This is a genomic window from Microcoleus sp. K5-D4 (assembly GCF_036704575.1).
Lineage (GTDB): Bacteria > Cyanobacteriota > Cyanobacteriia > Cyanobacteriales > Microcoleaceae > Microcoleus.
The window spans coordinates 1-20,125 of sequence record NZ_JAUBSD010000094.1; the positions used below are offsets into that span (position 1 = coordinate 1).

The 20,125-nt window shown below is 47.2% G+C and carries 13 protein-coding genes; 4 read left to right on the forward strand and 9 right to left on the reverse strand.

From position 1 onward, the window contains the following. Positions 1-843: 843 nt before the first annotated feature. From QUA77_RS23685 to QUA77_RS23695, 3 genes are all read right to left on the reverse strand, one after another. Positions 844-1,251, reverse strand: coding sequence for a hypothetical protein (locus QUA77_RS23685; protein WP_333452879.1), 408 nt, complete (start codon positions 1,249-1,251; stop codon positions 844-846). Positions 1,252-1,369: 118 nt separating this feature from the next. Beyond that, entirely contained in the window at positions 1,370-1,543 is a 174-nt protein-coding gene (locus tag QUA77_RS23690) for a hypothetical protein (RefSeq protein ID WP_333452881.1), read from the reverse strand. A gap of 68 nt (positions 1,544-1,611) precedes the next feature. Next, positions 1,612-3,099 carry a hypothetical protein gene (locus tag QUA77_RS23695; protein ID WP_333452883.1) on the reverse strand — a complete coding sequence of 496 codons (1,488 nt, stop codon included), beginning with the start codon at positions 3,097-3,099 and terminating at the stop codon, positions 1,612-1,614. A gap of 74 nt (positions 3,100-3,173) precedes the next feature. On the opposite strand from QUA77_RS23695, the gene QUA77_RS23700 reads away from it, so the two are divergent. Beyond that, the gene (locus QUA77_RS23700; protein WP_333452885.1) at positions 3,174-4,835 is read left to right on the forward strand and encodes a glycosyltransferase family 39 protein; all 1,662 of its coding nucleotides are present in this window, start codon (positions 3,174-3,176) and stop codon (positions 4,833-4,835) included. A gap of 130 nt (positions 4,836-4,965) precedes the next feature. On the opposite strand, the gene QUA77_RS23705 is transcribed toward QUA77_RS23700, so the two are convergent. Then, on the reverse strand, positions 4,966-9,522 hold the full coding sequence (locus QUA77_RS23705; RefSeq protein ID WP_333452887.1) for a response regulator: 4,557 nt from the start codon (positions 9,520-9,522) through the stop codon (positions 4,966-4,968). Positions 9,523-10,376: 854 nt separating this feature from the next. Then, positions 10,377-13,475 carry an MFS transporter gene (locus QUA77_RS23710; RefSeq protein WP_333452889.1) on the reverse strand — a complete coding sequence of 1,033 codons (3,099 nt, stop codon included), beginning with the start codon at positions 13,473-13,475 and terminating at the stop codon, positions 10,377-10,379. A 398-nt stretch (positions 13,476-13,873) separates the two neighbouring features. Between QUA77_RS23710 and QUA77_RS23715 the strand changes: the two genes are divergently transcribed. Then, positions 13,874-15,253: a 2-polyprenyl-6-methoxyphenol hydroxylase-like oxidoreductase gene (locus QUA77_RS23715; RefSeq protein WP_333452891.1), complete on the forward strand. Its 1,380-nt coding sequence runs from the start codon at positions 13,874-13,876 to the stop codon at positions 15,251-15,253. 501 nt (positions 15,254-15,754) lie between these two features. Here QUA77_RS23715 and QUA77_RS23720 read toward each other — a convergent pair. Beyond that, positions 15,755-16,636, reverse strand: coding sequence for a lysophospholipid acyltransferase family protein (locus QUA77_RS23720; protein WP_333452892.1), 882 nt, complete (start codon positions 16,634-16,636; stop codon positions 15,755-15,757). Between the two features lie 319 nt (positions 16,637-16,955). On the opposite strand from QUA77_RS23720, the gene QUA77_RS23725 reads away from it, so the two are divergent. Next, a complete protein-coding gene (locus tag QUA77_RS23725; RefSeq protein ID WP_333452894.1) occupies positions 16,956-17,141 on the forward strand; it encodes a hypothetical protein in 186 nt (61 codons plus the stop codon). Between the two features lie 87 nt (positions 17,142-17,228). Here the strand turns inward: QUA77_RS23725 and QUA77_RS23730 are convergent, their stop codons facing one another. Further along, positions 17,229-17,405, reverse strand: coding sequence for a hypothetical protein (locus tag QUA77_RS23730; RefSeq protein WP_333038456.1), 177 nt, complete (start codon positions 17,403-17,405; stop codon positions 17,229-17,231). Positions 17,406-17,806: 401 nt separating this feature from the next. On the opposite strand from QUA77_RS23730, the gene QUA77_RS23735 reads away from it, so the two are divergent. Continuing rightward, positions 17,807-18,733 carry an SH3 domain-containing protein gene (locus QUA77_RS23735; RefSeq protein WP_333452896.1) on the forward strand — a complete coding sequence of 309 codons (927 nt, stop codon included), beginning with the start codon at positions 17,807-17,809 and terminating at the stop codon, positions 18,731-18,733. A gap of 259 nt (positions 18,734-18,992) precedes the next feature. On the opposite strand, the gene QUA77_RS23740 is transcribed toward QUA77_RS23735, so the two are convergent. Both QUA77_RS23740 and QUA77_RS23745 read right to left on the reverse strand, forming a co-directional pair. Further along, positions 18,993-19,421: a hypothetical protein gene (locus QUA77_RS23740; protein ID WP_333452898.1), complete on the reverse strand. Its 429-nt coding sequence runs from the start codon at positions 19,419-19,421 to the stop codon at positions 18,993-18,995. Then, positions 19,418-20,080 carry a glutathione S-transferase family protein gene (locus QUA77_RS23745; RefSeq protein ID WP_333452900.1) on the reverse strand — a complete coding sequence of 221 codons (663 nt, stop codon included), beginning with the start codon at positions 20,078-20,080 and terminating at the stop codon, positions 19,418-19,420. The genes QUA77_RS23740 and QUA77_RS23745 overlap by 4 nt, the downstream gene beginning before the upstream one ends. Between the last annotated feature and the right edge of the window lie 45 nt (positions 20,081-20,125).

The window sequence follows — 20,125 nt, forward strand, 5'->3', positions numbered from 1 at the left end:
AAGACTAAGCAGCGCGGTGGCATTTTTTCCCAAGCAGATTTTGAGTTAACTTGAGCGAATGTAGAACTCATATTGGATACTCCATTAAGGGCATTATTAGTAGATACACCCCGGAGTTATCTCATCAGGCTTAATTGATTATATCTTAACACCCAATTTGGAAATGGTGTCATTTTAAAAATTTTTTTATTGATTTATTTTGCTCGGCATTGGCCTTTTGCCTCTTGACTAAAGTGTAAATTGGAGCCTCTATCTATGGAAATAGATCGCAATATTAATCGGGAATATTGAAAGAAATCTAGGTTCTATTATCCAATTTTTTTTGACCTTATTTTGCTAATAGTAGCCTGCATTGAGGGATGCGGAAATAGGGGAGGTAATTCACCTCCGAATAACTCCTCTTATATTTAGTAGTTCTTATTGGAGTGTGAGAATTTATCTATAGGCACAAGGCACTAGAGTTTCCCTAGCTGTATTTCATCCAAGGGAAAACTGAATTATGTAGATTTTAAAAAATTCTATATGCTTTGAAGCTGCTAGGTTGGCGGTACACCCAAATACTGATTACCAGGACGTTTGGTCGCATTTACTAACAGTCAAAACGGTCTAATATTAAGTGGAACCCATCGCGGGAAATCAATTGGTTTATGGGATGCTACCGACACTGTGAGGACTGCCCACCTCACTACAAACATGATTCAAATTATTCAGCGCGAATTGATATGATTGCAAATTGAGTCAGATTAAATCGTTGATTTCGATCGCGGCTGCCTCCCTAATTACAATTGTATTCGAGTCCAGTCGCCCTCGGTACGTTCCACACCCTCCATTAAATCACTCTCCTTAATTAGCAGCAAACAGTCGATCGCGCCCACCGCCGTTGCTGAGTGTATCACTATATTGACCGGCATAACACGAACCAAGTCCGCTGTTTTTACTCAGGGAACTATGGGATTTTGGCAATTGACTTTTGTAGGGTTCGAGGTAATCTGAACTGAGGATAACAAAGCCTAATTGCAGTTGGTTCGAGCTGCCCTCAGAAGTTGTGCTAGTTTTGTCAATCTCTCTAAGGATAGAGGCATATTTTTGAAGTGCCGAGGTAATTTTCTCGATGCAGTCACATTCCCCCGCCAAAATTCTGGAAACAAAATATCCACCTTCATTGATGCTGGAGTCCTTGACTACAAAGCTTTGGGATGGGGGATTTGCGTATTCCAAGGGGGGAGTCGTTTCCCTTAAAGAAGTGAACATATTCTGTCCTCTAAAAGGCCGTTTAGTGGTAGATACAGCCTTGGAGTCAGAGCTTCTGAAACTGCCAGCGACCTTGTTTATTTCGCTCATTCTTATTTCACCTATCTATCAGTTTGCCCTATTTCCGCAGCACTGCCATCCGCGATCGCACGGAATTTATATTCTGCGTGTTTTCCCTTACTTCCGCCAAACGCGCAATTACCAATCGATCCGGTATCCTATCCGTGATCCCACTTTCAAAAAAGAATCCAACTGTAAGCCGATGCTTCAAACCTCGATAGTCTTCAGTCATTCCCCCATGTAAAATCTATAATCTAAAAGGGTATGACACTTAGTAGATTGGCTTGACAACTGCACCGCTCAAGATTCTGTGGAAGATGGCGGTTTTTTCCCTGCATTGCGAATATTAATCATCTTTTTGAGTGCCTCAAACCAAAAATCAGCTCCCATAGAAATAGCTACGCCGCTCAATATCCAACCAAACAATTTTTCCATGAAAGCCGGCCACAATAAATTCCCCTGTTTATCTCGTTCTAACCTGTTCGGTTCGCTCCATCCTAAAGGCAGAGCTACCTGATCCAAAGCTCGATCGACATTCTGTTGAACTTTTGTCAGACTGGTTAAATTATTTGATTTAGTCTTAGCATTGTTTGTCACCAACTGCTGAGCGTACAAATTAACAGTCGATCGCAAAATAGAATCCTTCGACAAGAGATTAATCATATTAATGGTATCAGCATTAGCAGCGACAGCGATCGTAGTTCCGAGCAAAATTGCCACCCCTCTAGCATTCCGCTTGTAAACGCCAGAAGCGCGCTCCATCGATTGGTCAAACCAAATTTCAATTTCTTTCTGAAAACGCTGCAACTGCTCTTGAGTATCTCCGCCGCCTTTTTCAGCGCGCTGCGCTAAAATATAAAGGCTGCGTTTCAAAGATTCTGGCATACTGTCCAAGGTTTCTTGAATTTGTTGATAAATGGGACTCTCCTCTTTTATCTCCATAATTTCTGCTACCGTATCTTGACTTTTTTTAACAGTATTTAACAGATTGCTGAAACTCGGTTGCAGTTGCCCCAGCAGCGCTACCCGCTCAATTTTGCTGTTAAAACGAGCCTTGACAAATGCCATCTGCCTCTGAAATTCTCTTCCTGCTAGCTCGGTTTCTGGTAGATAAACCTGAGAATCCTTAATATAAAATCCTAGCTTTTCCGACATCCGATCTAAGCTGTTGTTCAAACTTGATAAATTGTTTTGATAATCTTCAACAACTCGATTGAACTCCGCAGTCAGCCACCTAAATTCTTGCTCAAGAATCGGTTTGGTAGCATCCGGCAAACTCAGATTTTCTCCAATCTGTTGAATTTGTACTAATTGTAATTTTTTAAATTTTTCCAATCGGGTTTTAGAGATAGAGCTGAGCAAACTAGAAACCTTTAAAGTCTCCAAAAGGCTAGCCGAAAAACACTCGGCTGGAATATAAGAAGGGCCACTGGATTTATTGCCGAAAACATTTTTAGTACCCGTAACTCCGTGGTACAAATCCCCCAGGCGGTGCGTAACAGAGCGGAATCCCTCTGATAACAGCCCCTTCGCTCCCTGATTCAAATCTTTGATAATCGGATTAGCGTAAATCGAATGAGCCAACTGTCCGACTCTCTTAAATTGCAGAGGATCTTTCGCGCCTTCGCTGCCTCCAGAAATCAGCACTTCGATCGACTTCTTTAAATGTTCTGCCCGCCACTGCCAAACAGTAGCAATCAGTTCCTGAATTTCCGAAGCTAGCAAGCTTAAAGTCAGGTAGATAAAGATTAAGCCAATGATAATATCTATAATTACAGGCAAGTTCATGGTATTTTCCTAGTCGCAAATAACTGCTGTCTAAGTTTACCTTCAGTTTGGCACGCTCAAAACTCTCTTAACTTATGTCAGAAATCTTTCCATTCCTGGGCCGCAAACCGAAAAATCGCTGGAATGACAGCTTTACAGACAAAGTGTGGATGCTGGCTTTTCTGTTGGCTGCAGTGCTGATTTTCGGGCTGAATCTGAACGGCGTGGCTTTGCGGGATTGGGATGAAGGCATTGCAGCGCAGGTAAGTCGCGAAATTTGGCGGGGCAACTTAAATTGGCTGTATCCGACGATCGACTCAACGCCTTATTTGAACAAACCGCCGCTGGTACACTGGCTAATCGGGCTGTGTTTTGCCGTCGGCGGTGTCAGCGAATTGACGGCAAGGTTGGTACCGGCGATGCTGACAGCCACTTCAGTGCCCTTGCTTTACGCCATTGGCAGGGAGTTGTTTCCTCCGCGTTCGATCGCCATTTTTTCTGCCCTCGTTTATCTGACGCTGTTACCGGTGGTGCGGCATGGACGTTTGGCGATGTTGGATGGAGCAGTTTTGTGTTTTTTGCTGGGGGCGATGTGGTGTTTGCTACGATCGCGCCGGGATTTGCGCTACGCTTTGGGCGCGGGGATTGGGTTCGGACTCATTTGCCTGACTAAGGGCGTCATGTTGGGGCTGCTGCTGGCTGGGATGGGCTGTATTTTTTTGGTTTGGGATACCCCGCGACTCCTCACTTCTGGGTATCTTTGGGGCGGATTGGCGATGGGAACATTGCCAGTAGCTGCTTGGTATTTTGCCCAATGGCTGCACTACGGCCAATATTTCATCAACACTAATTTAGTTAACGAATCTTTCCGGCGCATTTCGGAACCTGTGAGCAGTCACAGAGGCCCGCCTTGGTATTATCTTTTAGAAATTTTCAAATTAGCTTTGCCGTGGCAGTTATTTTGGCTACAAGGGCTGCGTCTGAGTTGGGAAAATCGCAGTTTTGCCGGGCCAAAATTAGTATTGGTTTGGACTGGAGTATATCTGCTGGCTATTTCTGTGATGACTACTAAATTGCCGTGGTATGTTTTGCCAATTTATCCAGCTTTTGCTCTTGCCGTTGGCAGTTATCTTGCTGAAGTTTGGGAGCAACTGTGGCTGCCGCCAGAGCCGGTCAAAGAGGAAGCAGAAGAACGTTTTGATGCTATTTGTTTGTTGCCTCATCCCGCGATTTTGGCAATGCTGGGTGTAGTTGCTGTCGTCGGTTGCGTGTACTTCAGTGGCTGGGTAAGGATCGGGGGACAAATTGCGCCTCCAGAGCGAGATTTGCAGTTAATGCTGATGTTTGTAGCTTTGACAATGACAATGGCGGCCGTGTTGCTGCACCGCAAAGACCGGCAGTTTATATTAGTTTTAATTTGGGGAACTTACCTGACGCTGTTGGTATTGGTGGCTTCAGATAACTGGGTTTGGGAACTGGCGGAGGATTATCCTGTTAAGCCGATCGCCGAAATTGTCCGCACAGGAACTCCGGCGGGTCAACCAGTGTTTACTTCTCACCGCTTGGGCCGTCCATCGCTGAATTTTTATAGTCAACGCCAAGTTATTGTCGCCGACGCGCCGACGCTCAAACAGAAATGGCAAACTCTCCCTCAACCTTATTTTCTGTTAGAAAAACCAGTTTTAAAACATTTAGGTTTGCAGAATGCTGAGGTTGTCAAAACAGCCGACGATTGGGTTTTGGTAACTAAAAAGTAAGTTAATAGTTAACAGTCCCCTCCTTGGGGTGGGTGAGATAACTTTTGATTGTCTACTGTTGTTTCAGATGGACAGCCTTACCCGAAGCGGACTTGAATTTATGAGAAATCAATCGGACAGGATCTAACCGTTAACAATCCACAGACTGCTCTATTTTTAACGCCGTTTCGACTCTTTGATACTCCGCCTCAACCTCTTCTAAAAGCGCGCAGGCCGGATCAGGTAAAGGCTGGTTAGCATTTGTTCCGATGCGGCCCATGATTTCGAGTTCCTCGCACAGCTCAAACAAGCGAAAAGCACCGAGAGTACCGCTAATCGACTTTAAAGAGTGAGCCGATCGCCGCAAAGCCAGCGGATCGGCGTTGGACAGAGCCATAGAGATGCCTCGCAGCAGTTCGGGAGCTGTTTCGAGGTAAATCTCGATCGCCTCGTCCAAAGCTTCCACTTCTCGCAGTCCCTCTATAATCTTGGCACTCAGGGAATCGTGACTCTGTGACAAAGCCCGATCGAGATTTGATGCACCCCAATCGACGACTGCCTGCGAATTGGTAATTGTCAGTTGTGGATTTCCCGCAACAGCCACATTCGATCGCACTTGTAATTCACTCGTTCCTTCGATCTGTTCCGCCTGGGCATCCAAAGAAACAATCGGCTGCAGACGATCGAATGCGGAGTTCGATCGAGATTTACACCCGGTCAAAGCTCGCACCAACTGGTCAATGGCGATCGGCTTGCTCAAATAGTCGTCCATCCCCGCAGCCATACACTCTTCGCGATCGCCCTGCATCGCATTTGCCGTCATCGCCACAATCCAAGGCCTAGGTGGTTTTAGATTTTGGATTTTCGATTTTCGATTGTTAGATTCCTCGCCAGTCAATTTTGGATTTTGGATTCTGGATTTTCCATTATGAGATTGCTCATCTGTTGCGGAAACTTCTGATCCTCCCGTGGGATTTTTGGTCGCGTCTCGATTATGAGATTGCTCATTTGTTACGGAAACTTCTGATTCTCCCGTGGGATTTTCTAAAGTTAAATCTGCTGAAAATTGCTCGCGGATGTGGCGGGTAGTTTCCAGTCCGTCCATTTCCGGCATTTGCACATCCATCAGCACCACATCATAAGGCTGGCGGCGCAAAGCTTCGAGCACTTCGATACCGTTTCCCGCCACATCCGCGCGATACCCCATCCGCTGCAAAATTTGCAAAGCCACCTTCTGATTCACCAAATGATCGTCAGCCAACAGAATCCGCAGGGGTAAGTTCTCTGCCAGCACGGGTATGCTTTGCAAGAAAGCCCCGCTAGTGCGCTGCCCTTTAAATTCAGTTGTCTGTTCTCCAAAAATATTGATTAAAACATTGTAAAGCTGAGATTGTTTGATGGGTTTATTCAAAAAAGCAGCAAAATCCATCTCCATAGCAGGGGGGTGAATTTCTTGCCTGCCGATCGAAGTTAGCATCACTAACGGCAACCTTTCGCAATCAGGATACCGGCGAATTTGCGCCGCTAAAGCTAACCCGTCCATTTCCGGCATTTGCATATCCAAAACTGCCAAGTCAAACACCTCTTTAGCAGCCAGCCAATCTAAAGCCAAACTAGCCGAAGCTGAAGCCCTAGCCACCATTCCCCAAGACTGAGCTTGGAGAGTCAAAATTCTGCGGTTGGTAGCATTGTCATCGACAATTAAGACTCGCTTCCCAGCTAATTCAGGTTGAGAATTGCTCAAGTTAAGTGGTAAGGAATTCTTGCAGCCAGAAACGATCGTACTAAAATAAAAAGTAGAGCCAACGGATTTCGTATTTTGGCCGATCGGCTTGTTGCTGAGTACAGATTTGCCATAGCCATATTTTTCGGCAATTTCGCAAGATTCTGCCCATCCCAAATCAAAAACTGCCGATGATCTAAAATGGGCCGGAGGATTGCCCGCGACACTACCCATACTTTCCACCCACATCCGGCCGCCCATCATTTCGGCCAAACGCTTGCTAATTGCCAAACCCAATCCGGTACCGCCGTACTGTCGGCTCGTTGAAGAATCAACCTGACTGAAAGATTTAAATAGCCGATCCATGCGATCGCTCGGAATGCCAATACCGGTATCTTTGACCGCAAAATGTATTTCGTATGCTGGGTTAATTGCTACCGGTTCGCCAGCAATTAATGGCGGTTCTTTAGCCTTAGCCGCCGGCACTGAAATCTTTTTGGCAGTCACCGAAACCACCACTTCTCCAGCGTCGGTAAATTTAACCGCATTACTGAGCAAGTTGATTAAAATTTGCCTCAAGCGGGTGCTATCGCCGATCGCCGTTGCCGGTACTGTACGATCGATCAAGTAACCCACTTCCAGTTTTTTTTCTGCCGCCTTGGCAGCTACCAAGTCTAGAGATTCCTCAATGCAAGTGCGGATGTCAAACGGATGTTCCTCCAAGTCCAATTTGCCCGACTCAATTTTCGAGAAATCTAGAATATCGTTGATCAGCGTCAGCAAGGCATCGCCGCTGCTACGGATAGTTTCTACAAAATCGCGCTGTTCGCGAGTTAAGGGGGTATCCAGCAGCAAACCGGTCATGCCGATGACTCCATTCATCGGAGTACGAATTTCGTGGCTCATGGTGGCTAAAAATTCGCTTTTGGCTCTAGTAGCCGCCAGTGCTTGATCGCGAGCTTTTGCCAAATCTACGTCGGTTTGCTGGCGTTCGAGTTCGCTTCCCACCCACTGAGCCATCAGTTTCATCAACTCTCTGTCTACAGCTCGGAACGGTTCTGTCACAGGAGTCGGAGAAAAGAAGCACAGAGTGCCGTAAACTTCACCTGCTACAGTGACGGGAATGCCCATGTAAGCTTCGATTGGGAAGGCTCGATCGTGCGTGTTGAAGGAAAAACCCGAAAATCGCACCGACTCAAAGTAAATCGGTTCTTTTGCCATTGCCGTAGCGACGCAGAAAGTTTTTTCCAGATCATAGATTTGGTCTTTGACGATCGACCCGTCGGGACACTCAACAGCCATTATTTGATAGTTGTCGCCTTGAATGCAGGACAAAATTCCCACCGACAGGCCTAAATGCCGACATCCCATTCCCAGCAGTTCTTGGAGGCGCAAATCAAAGGTAGAGAGGTGGTTGAGCGGGTCTGTACGGGGAGCCGAAGTCACTTGGTACAAAGCTTTGATTGCAGCTTCGCTTTCTCGCAGTTCTTGTTCTGTTTGCTTCCGCACGCTGATGTCGCGGGAAATCCCGATAATTTCTTGGACTTCGCCGGTTTGGGGATCACTGATCGTGCGGCCGGTGGTTTCAAACCAAATGTATTTGCCGTCTTTGCGGCGGATGCGGTAGCTGACGGTGTAAGTAACTGGGAGCGCCAGGACTTTCCAGTGAGCTTTGGCAATGGTTTCTAAATCGTCGGGGTGAAAATAATCCTTGGGGACGCGGCCGATGAGTTCCGAAGGTTCGTATCCCAGCAAAGCCCTGCTGGCGGGCGAGACGTAAACAAACACGCCTGTGGGGTCGTGTCTGGTGATCATGTCGGTTGAGTTTTCGGCCATCAACCGATAGCGGTCTTCGCTTTCATTACGTTCGACTTGAGAATTGCCCAATGCTTCTAGCATTCGGTTGATGGCGTCGGCCAAGCTTGCGAGTTCATCTTCTCCGGCCATAGGAACTCTCAAGCTTGGATCGCCGTTGGCTGCGATGTTGCTGACGCTGGTGCTCAAGGAAGCCAATCTCGCCAAGACTAATTTTTCTAGCAACAGCAGGGTGATGGCGCTAAATATTAAACCTACTGCCAGTATTGATAAGGTAAACAGCTCCAAGGTGGCCTGACCTTGGCCGTAAATGATGCGATCTGTCTCTACTCGCAGCAGCAGCGCTAGGTTGCCGTGGATGTCGCGAATCAGGGCGTATCCTGCGACTAAGGTGTCGCTGAGTGGCTCGACTAAAATTTCTACTGATTTGAGGTTGGAAATTTTGAGTTTGACATTTTCCAACTCCTGCCTCGATCGAGCCATCGCCTTGGCGCTGTGCCCGAAGTAGTTCGCGGCTCCCACTTTAAAATCTAAGCTGGGCAATCTAAAATCCACTGACAGGTGAGTCAGTTCTGAAAGCAAACCTATTTCGCTGCTGTCGAGGTAGCGTCCCAAGATCAGCGTCCCCCGCGACGGGCCTTGGGCGTTGCTGTTGAAGATGGGCTTGGCGGCAATCAGCAGCCTGGCTTCTGGCAGGGTGAGAACGCCTGTTTTGGCGGCGGGACGATCGCCATCGACTGTCGATGAGTCTAGTAGCGCCTCGGTCAAGTGCTGTTTTAAGCTTTCGGGAATCGGGATTTCGGTTTGGGATTTAAGGTCGAAACCTTTGCTGAAGATCGTCTTACCGTTAGAGTCCAGCAGTACCAAGAAGTTTAGTCTCAAGTAAATAAATGTCGAATCGACGAAATTTGACTTGACAAAATTTTCGTTCCGTGTTTCGACGAAAGAGTAAGTATCGTCCCACTCGGCGTAATCTTGGGCGCTGGTGTCTAAATTCGACAAGTCATCATCTAATGCGTCCAAAGCCCGTGCGACATCCTGGCGGACGTACTGTGCCTCCAGGTTGTGAAAATCATGCAGCAAAATAGTTGATGCAGTGGCATAGAGAACCACAATCAGGCTGATCAGCGCTGCACCGATGATTAATAGTGTTTTTTTTCGGAGTTGCATGGCGTCGCCCTCCTCACGGTGCTACTAGGCAACTAGCCAGGAGAGGTTTGAGACGTAGGTTGTTTAGCATTGGCGATCGCAGGGCCTGCGTATTTGGACTTTTCTGGGCTGACTTGGCAAAGCCCTTGGTAGTTCCAAGGTATCCGGTATGTTGCCCCCCACAGTCAGTGTAGTATTTTCACAGCTTTAGTTCCCTATTATGAACAACCTATTACCTACAAGTTATAACCTGACGATCGGCCTCTTCAAAATAAACCGCCGATCGAACTCAAAACAGTTCGCGTTTGATACTGACGCAGCCAGGGCGGCGGGGGGTTGGTATAACAGGCGTGCTGGGTTGAGAACCCTCACTATTATTGTACCTAAAAAATATTGAGGAGAGAGCGGACTGGTAGGTCGAGTTTTCCCTGCCAAAAGGATCTCATTTCAATAGCTGTTTTGATTTTTGTCGTTTTATAGCAATCCTTGCAGGAGTAGTGCAATAAGCTTAAAAGCCTATCCAGCCTAGAAGCTTGAACGGCGTTCAACAATTGTGATAGCAGAGGCAAGGAATATCCGGCGACTTTTCATTTACATCCGAAAATAAAATATACAACAATCAAAAAAATCAGTTTTTTAATTTTCTATTTTGAATTAATCAAAACTGCTAATTAAGATTTATAAATTCACAGTTTCCACAATCCTCAACAAACTGGTAGGAACGGGTTTACCACTAACATTATTCAACAGTACCAACAAATTAATAAAAACCCATCCCCACTCCCCGATCAAATTCTTTACTAACATTAGTGCCTGATATCAGTAGAAACTCATATCAGGCACTATCGGCAATCCGATCGCAACTAAAGTCTTTTTTATCGGATGACGGCTAAAGCACCGGCGCCAGCAGCAGCAGCGGCCGAGGAAAGAGCCGTGAAAAACAGCCACCAAGAGGCAACTTCTGCTGCTTTCCGGGTTTCTTCGGCTTGTTTTTCGGCTTGCAGTTTGATGCTTTCGAGGCGAAGCTGCGCCTCTTGCTGCAAGCGTTCTGCTCTTTGCAATACGGTGTTGCGGCTTCTTTCAATTTGGTCGATCAAGCGGTTGGCATCTGCTTCGGAAATGTCCTCGCGAGAACTCATTAGTGCTACTAATGTATCGCGATTGAAATGACCCAGCCGATCGCGCAAAGCGTCAAATCCGGCTTGCGGATCGTCAAATAGCTTCCGCACGTCCCGCGTAATGCCTTCGTAGTTGAGTTCAGGGCGATCGAGCGAATTGAGGTAATCCCGAATTTTTCCGAGAATCCCGTCAATTACGGACTGAATACCCTCCTGTATTTTCTGAATTTGCAGTGCGAACTCATCGCGCACCGACAAAATTCCATCGACAATGCGATTGGCTTCTGCTTCAGAAATATCCGGCCGCTGAGACAGCAGAGAAACAACTGTAGCTCGATCGATGTGCGACAAGCGCTCGCCCAAACTGTAAGCGCCGACTTTCGGGTCATGCAGCAGCAGTTGCAAGTCGCGCTTGATGGCTTCTGGATTTAATTCATCCTTGCCCGTATTACGCAAATAATCTTCTAAAACACTTTGAAAATCGTGCACTTGGCTTTGCACCCGTTTTGCCAAACGGCGCGGCGCTTTCACAATCGATCCAAGAGTTTCCTGCACTTGGTCGATAATTTGATTGACTTGTTCCTCACTCAAATCTTGTCTCTGAGAAAGCAGTTTTACCAAAGTATCGCGATCGACTTGAGACAGACGGCCACGCAGTGCTAAAGCTCCTTCTTTGGGATTTTGCAGCAGTTTTGTCAAATCCCGCTGAATCCCTTCAGGATTGAGTTCTGATTTGCCAGTATTGCGGAGGTAATCTGCAAGGGCGGTTGTGGTTTGGTCGTACTGATCCTTAGCTTTTTCGGCCAACTTTTGCGGCGCATGGAGCGCGCTGTGCCAAGTTTCTTCGGCGCTGTCGAGAAGCTGATTTACTTGGTCTTCGCTGAGGTCTTTCCGCTGAGATAGCAATTTTACCAAAGTTTCGCGATCGAACTTAGAAGCTCTAGCTCTGAGCGCCCACATTCCCGCTTCCGGGTTGTCCAGCAGCGTTTTCAAATCGCGCTTGATGCCTTCGGGATTGAGTTCTTCTTTGCCCGTAGACTTCAAGTATTCTTGTACTCTTTGCCACTGGTTATCTAGTCGGACTTGCGCTGCTTCTTGCAGACCTTTAGAATCTGCTAAAACTACATCTCGCGTCCTTTCCAACTCTTGAACAATCTGTTCTACTTCCTGGAATCCGAAGTTTTCGCGACCTCGGAGAATTTGCACAAAACTGTCGCGGGTGTAAGGAGAAAGCCGATCGCGCAACTGTTCGTAAGTAGCGTCGGAATCTTCTAAGATTTTTTTGAAATCGCTCCCGATACCTGCTGCTGTCAGTTCCTCTTTCGGCGTCAGCTTCAAATAAGTTTCCACCCGCCACTGCAAATCGCGAGATTTTTCTTGCTCCTCGGCAAAGATCACGGTTTGTAAAACGCGCTGTCTAATTGCTTCTAATTCCTGGGAAATTTCTTTAATTTTGTCTTGGGTAAAAACGCCTCTACTAGCCAGGATTTCGGCAAAATAAGACTGTTTTAGTTTTTCTAATTCCCGGCGCACAGTTCCCGGATCGGCTGTAGGATCGTAGAGAACGTCCCGAAATTCGCGCTCGATGGCTTGGGGGTTCATCTGCCACGAATAAGTGTTGAGTAGGTAGTTTTCTACGTCGGCACGAATTGGGCTGTAAGTTACGGGTTCGCCTTTGACTTGAGCGGTAATTTTATCAGTTTGCTGAGTAACTTTGTCTTTAGCTTCTTTGAGCTGACCGACTACTTTTTCAAGATCCAAGTCAGAAATATCCGTGCGACCCAATACTATTCCCATTAAAGCATTGACTGCCATTGTCGTTGCTTGGGACATCATGGTCGGGCTTTGTCCAGAGTTTTGACCGCTCAGATTGCTGAGAGCTTTTTCTACCCTACTTGCCAATTTATCTGAGACCAAATCTCCCGATTTGGCAGATTTGAGATAGTCTACTAATTGGGCGATGCCGTCTGATGGCTGCCCTTGTTTTCCTACTTGTTTCCAAGCATCTTGAAGTTGGTCTACAATCCGGTTAACGTCGCGTTTTGATAAGTCCGATCGCGAACTTACTAAATCTACGAGAGTTTGGCGATCGAGATTCGGCAAATTTTCGGCTGCAATGGTTTTTAGTTGCGGATCGTTAAGCAATTTTTCAAACTCGCTACGCATCCCTTTGATGTCTAATTCTGGCGGTTTGAGGCTTTGGATGTAGTCTTCGACGTTTTCGCGCAAGCTTGTGGGGTCGATCGCGCTACCCAATTCATGGCCCACTGCTGCTGCTGCTGCTTTGGCTGTGGCGACTACTTGGTTGCTGGCTGCTTTGGCGCCGATGGCCGAGGCTGCGGTGCCGACAATGGCTTGAAAGCCTGATGTGGCGGTGTTGACAACGGAACCGATCAAAGAACCGACGGTGGTGGAACTCACCCAAACAAGCATTGAGAAATAGGCGGCCCACACTACTAAACCGACGATCGCACCTAAACCGGGACTGCTAATCAAGCTGAGCTTAACTGCTAGCAAGCAAGCAAAGAATAGGGCAATGGTGACGGTGACTAGCGTCCAAGTACCTACCTTTCGGCCGATGTGGCGGACTGGGGAGCTCCCGCTATCCGAGTGGTGGCCGTCGTCGTGGGATTGTCCCATGTACGAAAGGCCCGCAGCTACTGATAAATTTGTTAGCAGGAGTTGGAAAGCGCAGGCGAGTACGACTCCAGCTATCAAGGCGATAAAAAATTGTGGCCCAGAATAAAGGAGTGCTGCGTCTTCTGCTGTGTTTGTAGTAGTCTGATCTACTGGCACTTGGGCCAGCCAGAATCCGATGTTATACAGTTGTGGATTTATTGGCAAATTTTGATACATAGTATATTCCTCGTTAAGAGTGGGTGCGCGCGCTCATTGGCGCAAGTTAACCAATGTATAGTTTTAGACTCATGCCCCCAATGGCAAGCATCGCCTTATTGACGAGCTAAAGCATCCCCCTACAGTTGGAAGTGTAGAAATATGTCTGCGGCCGGCTGTCACTTTAGGAATATTTGTGCTATGTAAATTGGCAGTTGTGAAGTTGTTAGTTCTCAGGTATGAGTAAGGTGCGCTGTGGCGCATCCGAGATAGATGGTAGTAATGGTAAGTCGTATTAAAATAATGGCAGAGGAAAATCTTTGGTCGATCGATATTAAGAGTCGGCACAGAAGCCCAGACAAATTGTTCACAATTGATCTACCAATGCCATAGCAAATTAGCTTTCAAGGGATTCTATAGTGCAGCGAGAAAGTCATGCAATTATTATTGGTGGCAGTTTAGCAGGACTGTTGGCCTCTAGAGTATTAGCAAAACACTTCGACCGAGTAAGTATTGTTGAACGAGATTTTTTTCCTGAACAACCCGCACCTCGCCCCGGTATTCCTCAATCCCGTCACCTTCACATCCTTTTAAATCGGGGGAAAATCATCCTAGAACAGTTGTTTCCCGGCTGGGAAAACGAACTGATAGCTGCTGGTGCTCCTAGTTTAGATCCAAGGTCGATCGGGTGGTTTAGTCCGGCGGGTTGGGCCCCGCAATTTAGCCCGGATCTAAATGATTTAATTTTGTTCAGTCGGGATTTACTTGATTGGCAAATTCGCCGCCGATTGGCTGAAAATACGAACGTGCATTTCCTCCAAGGAGGTACAGTAACGGGACTTCTGGCGAATGCCTCGCGCGCGAAGATTGCTGGGGTATCTGTGCGTTTTCGCGATCGCCACAACCCTGGTAACATCCATGCAGAGAATTTGTATGCAGATTTAGTAGTCGATGCTAGTGGCAAAGTTTCCAAAACACCTCAATGGTTGAAAAGTTTGGGCTGGGAACCTCCGCAAGAAACCGTTATCAATGCTTTTGTTGGCTATGCCAGCCGCATCTATAAATGCAGCGGTAAATTGTCAGACACTGCGCCAGTATTTGTGTCAACCGCACCGCCATTTCGCACCCGTGGCGGTGCAATTTTCCCGATCGAAGGCAATCGCTGGCTGGTGAGTGTCGCCGGGGGCGATCGCGATTATCCCCCTACAGACGAAGCAGGTTTTCTAGAATTTGCGCGCAGTCTGCCAACCCTGACAATTTATCATGCGATTAAAGACGCAGAAGCCATCACACCTATTTATAGTTATCGAGGTACAGAAAATCGTTTGCGACACTACGATCGCCTCTCCCGTTATCCTGAAAATTTGGCAGTTATCGGTCATGCAGTTTGCGCTTTCAACCCAGTTTATGGCCAGGGAATGACCGTTGCTGCACTGGATGCTCAGATGCTAGATCGATGCCTTCAAAAGCAAAGAGAGCGGTATCCAGAAGGCGATTTAACAGGCTTTGGGCGACAATTTCAACAAAAACTAGCAAAATTACACACTATTCCTTGGACGTTTGCAATCAGTCAGGATTCCCGCTATCGCGGCAGTACAGGTGCAAAACTAAACCTCGCTACGCGGCTGACAATTGATTACATGGATCTGGTGTTAAAAGTGCTGGTCGGAGATGCTAAAGTGTGTCAAGCATTTTTGGAAGTTCTGCACATGATTGAGTCGCCTGCTGTACTTTTTTCTCCCAGTATTGCGCTTAAGGCGATCGGGCAATTAGTCACTGGAAGGCAGAAGCAAAATTAATATAAAGAGTTTATAAGCTGTTGTGGATTTAATTTGTATGTTGAGGGCGGGCTTTCCTGGCCAACCCCTACTATCCACAAGAAAAAAATTATTTTACTATGCAATTTAAATGCGGATTAGCTTACAGAATCAGGTTATTTTGGCAAATTATATTTTTACCCCCCCGAGGAAGGAAGATAAACGCAGATGAAGTCCTATTCATCTGCATTTATTTAAGCTGATATTATGTCCGCTTGAACCTGGATGATAAAACGGATGACTTTTGCGACTGCCGTTTTCGGATATTTCACGTAATTAAGATGGGTAAAATCCGATTTAGTACCCCAATTGTCGGTTTTTGAAATACATCATTAGATTTATTTCAAAAAATGTTTGTACTCACGACTTACCCACAGGACTCAAGAAACCAGTTTTTTTACCCATAGCCCTCGCGCTTCACGCTATATTCTCGTAAAAAAAATCGGTTTATGCAGGATAGAATAATGTAGACTTGTGCAATTGTCACTTGCCAGCCAAACAATCTAATTGTTCTTGCATTTGGGTGGTAACTCGATCGAAACAAGCATCAACATAATCGCGATCGCGCGCCGCCTCCGAACCATACCTCTCAAATACAATCGGTTCGCAGACGCGAGTCCGAATTTGCACGGGTAAAGGCAGGTTTGGCAAAGGCCCAATACTCAATCCCCAAGGCAATCCCAAATACACCGGAAATACCACCGGATCGATGCCCAACAACCACGGCATCCCCCATTCATGCAATTGCTTAACTTGTTCGTACAAATCTGCCAAAACTATCAAAGTATCGTGGGCACCGTGCGATATTATTGGTATAATTGGCGCTTCTTCTCGCAATGCTAATTTGATAAATCCCTTGCGTCCCGCAAAGTAGATTCGATCGCGCAAATGGTGGGGGCGAAAAACATCTTGGGCGCCGCCCGGATAGACGAGAACTGCTGCATTTTTGCGTAAAGCTGCGATCGCCATTTTTGGATGTGCCTGGAGGGCACCACACTCAACCCCCATGCTAGCAATCTCTGGGGAAACCTTCCATACCGTGGGGTGCATCAATCCGTAGGCCAAGCGTTCCGTGCCGTACCTGCGGAACCATTCGTAGAGGAACATAAACATATCGGGAGCGGCGAGTCCCCCGTTGTGAGAACCGACAACAAGCATTTTTCCGCTCGCGGGTACGTTGTGCCAACCGTCGCTTTGTACGCGAAAATAGTAGCTGTACAGCCACTCCCAAATTGGCAATAGAAGGTTAATGAAGTCGGGATTGCGATCGTCTAAAGATAGACCGTCAAAGGGATAGTTAGAGGATTTGCCGTCTTTTTTGTTAGTAGTTATTGTCACTGCAAAAATATTTAACGCTTTGGTCATTATATAGCAGAAGGAAGAAAGCTTTAACTCTCGAAGAGAGAAGGCTTTAGTTATTTGGGCAAGAAAGAAGAAGGGAGGAGATTAGTTGGGCTTTTACTCTCATTGTGCGTGCGCTAATCGCGATCGCCATGCGAGAAAAAGATTTTTCCTATCATTAATATGCTCCCATTCCGAAGGAATCTACCGCATGAGTTTTAGCAAGTGAAAACTTCATAAACATCGAGTGCGGTTGCTATAGGAATATAATTAAATCAGAATGGACGCAAATATTTGGTTTCTGATTTGAGCGGGCTGCTTTTGTTCAGAGGTTTTGTGCTGGTTGTCTCCACAGGAACAAAACCGTTTGCCCTCAGCTACAGCAACTGTCGTTGAGGGCGGGGCGGCTTTAGCCACAAAAACACAACTGTGCCCCAAGCCGATAAGTTTCCGTTTTGGAAGATTTTATCAAATTGACGCCCGCCATCGGGTCAATGCTAGCGATTTGCGCTGTTTGCCACAATTTTAATAGTCCTGGACGCACGTACTACGATTTTCTGTCCGAAGATAAAGTAGTGAAGCAATCTCAAACCCTTGATTTAACGCCCTTGAGTGCCTAAGCCCTGTTTAAGTAAGGTACGATCGACAGTTGAGTTATGTGAGCGATCGAAGAACTGTATCCGGCTTCCGACACCCCACTACGACGATGGGGTCGATCGCGCCAATCGCCTGTCACTGAGAATCTGGGAGGATCTACAGCACAATCTCGCTCTCGAATCTGCCAAGAATTCACCTGAAATGTAGCCCCATATTACTCAACTGCAACAACTGACAGCTAAATGGTTTAACGAACACCTGACAAGATATTGGCGGATAACACATGACTTGGATTCCTAGCAAACTGTCCCGCATTTAAACTGTTAACTGTTGACTGTTGACTTTGCTGCTCTTCCATTCCCCGACTCGGACACTCTCGCCTTCTCCCTCCCCCGCTCTGCCATAATGAGTCATTTATCGGCGTAGCAGCTTTATTTGTCTTCGCTCAACTCACCAAACATTAAATAATATAAATAAAACTTGACTTGCGGTCATAAAAAAGTTATATAAAGATTTTTTGTGGAAGATAAATGGATTTTTTTGCTATATTGACCTGCAATTAAGATAATGATTGTGGTTAAGTGAGGATTTGAACGGATGAAAAACTTGAATTGCTGGAATAAACCCGCTGCATTGCTGGGCGCGATCGCGATCGTAGCCGGAAGTTTGCAGGCGAATGCCATCGGTGTTGCCGCCCCATCAACATCCACTGTCAGTCAAGATGCTGAAAATATTTCCTTTGAAGATAGCGCGACCTTTCAAATAGCCCAGGCTGGCAACCTTTGTCGCCAAGTCACTCCCAAACAAGGTTTGACCGTTCGCCAGAACCCAGACCCCAAATCCCCTAGAGTTGGCGGGGTACCACTTAATACTCAGGTAATGCTGTCCCAAGGCGCTACTTCTGTTAAAGCCTCCGACGGTCGCCTCTGGATTCAAATTACCGCTCCCGTCACAGGGTATGTGGCTAGCGGATACCCCAACAACGAGGCTAATTTAGGTTCGTGCACGACAGCCAGCACCACAATTAGTCAAACTCCTTCCCCAAGGCCGGCAGCGACACCTGCACCGGCACCTGCACCGGCACCTGCAGCGACGCCAGCACCGGCACCGACACCAAGTCCAAGTCCAGCACCAGCACCAGCACCAGCACCAGCACCGGCACCGGCACCGGCACCAGCACCAGCACCGGCACCAGCACCAGCACCGGCACCAGCACCAGCACCGGCACCGGCACCAGCACCAGCACCGGCACCGGCACCAGCACCAGCACCAGCACCAGCAACGGGCCCCGTAAGTCTGTGCCGGCAAGTAGAACCTCGCGTAGCCCCGAGGGGTCTAGCTATCCGCACCGAGCCTTCCAAGACTTCTGTGGTTAAAGGCGGTGTAGCGGCTAACGGTCAAGTAACGCTTGTGCCGAATTTCCAGTTAGTGAGAGATAAGAATGGAGAAGACCGCAATTGGGTTGAGATTTCAGCCCCTGTGGCCGGATTCATCTCGGCTGGAAATTTGATCATGTGCAAGTAAACTTGTGAGTTCGATCGCTCTTTTTGACTAAAAGAGCGATCGACACCAAAAATAGTTTTAAGATTGTGGCGCAGGCAGGAAACAACGCCGAGCCCAGACTGCTTCTGCAGCTTACGAATGAATAACTTATTTCTATCGGGAAGCAGCGGTAGCGAATCTTTCTGTAACTCTGTTTTTCGTGAGTAGGGTTAAGTCCTAGCTTGGTTCCTCGCAACGCACGCGGGAGGAATGAATTTAAGCAAAAAGCCGATCGACCTTTCTACTGACAGCGGCCGCTTGCCCAATCTTGGTGTCCGCGATTTGGTTGACACTTCGATTGTCGGCCAATCCAGACAATTTCCCACTTATTTTGCCTGATTCTGAGTTCGATGCGGTGTCGCATTGCAGCAACAGAATCGTCAGCTAAACCGACGACGGTTTGGACAATTACCGCTGTTTCTCGCGTGGGATATTCAACCGAAATTTGGTCGCTTTTTCTGCCTTCAGATTCTTGGTCACTGCTAAAGAGTTTTGCTGCGATATCTTTGGGATTGGAGACGGTAATTTTGCGATCGGCAAGGAACTGTTTAGTGTTAATTGCTTCGTAGTTCGATCGGGCGGCGGCCTGCCCCATTGCTGCGATGGGAATTTGGATGCAGGCGAAAATAGCTAGGAAAAAGAGCGATCGCTTGACAATTGATTGGTTCATGAGGCTTCAGATTGTGCCAGAAATTTTTGTCTTCGAGATGCGTAAGCCGCCAACTCTGCCTCGGTGAATTGAGTTTGCTGCCATGAGGGACGCGACATTAGTCGATCGCACCAAGCGTGAATTTTAGGATAGCCGTCTAGGGACACACCAACCCAAGATAGCAAGGGCACGACGGTGCCGGCAACGCACTCGGCAAACGTGACACTGTTGCTAGCGAAAAAAGGGCGATCGTCCAGCAAGCCTTCAAAGAATGTCAGCACAGTATTGACTTTTTCCTTAGCCTTTTCGATTTCCTGCGGTTGGGGAGTTCCCCGTCCCATTTTTTCACTGCCTAGGGGGTAAAGTTGCGGTAGAAGTTCGTTAACCGTGACCAATTCTACCATCCTCACAACTGCCAAATCTTTCGGTTCTTTTGGCAGCATTGCCGGTTCGGGATACTTCGTTTCTAGATAGTCAAGAATTGCTAGAGACTCGACGACCGTGAAGTCATCATCGACCAAAACAGGGATGCGGTGAAAAGGATTTATTGCCACAAATTCAGGCTGCAAGTGATCGCCGTCCAAGTGGATTTCTACTACTTCAAAGTCGAGGTTTTTTTCTAAGAGGGCGGTCCAGACGCGGCGGGAGTTGGGGGAAATTGGGGTGTGGTAAAGTTTCATAATTGGTGTGCCTGGTTATTCAGAGGTAATAAAAGCCACATTTTG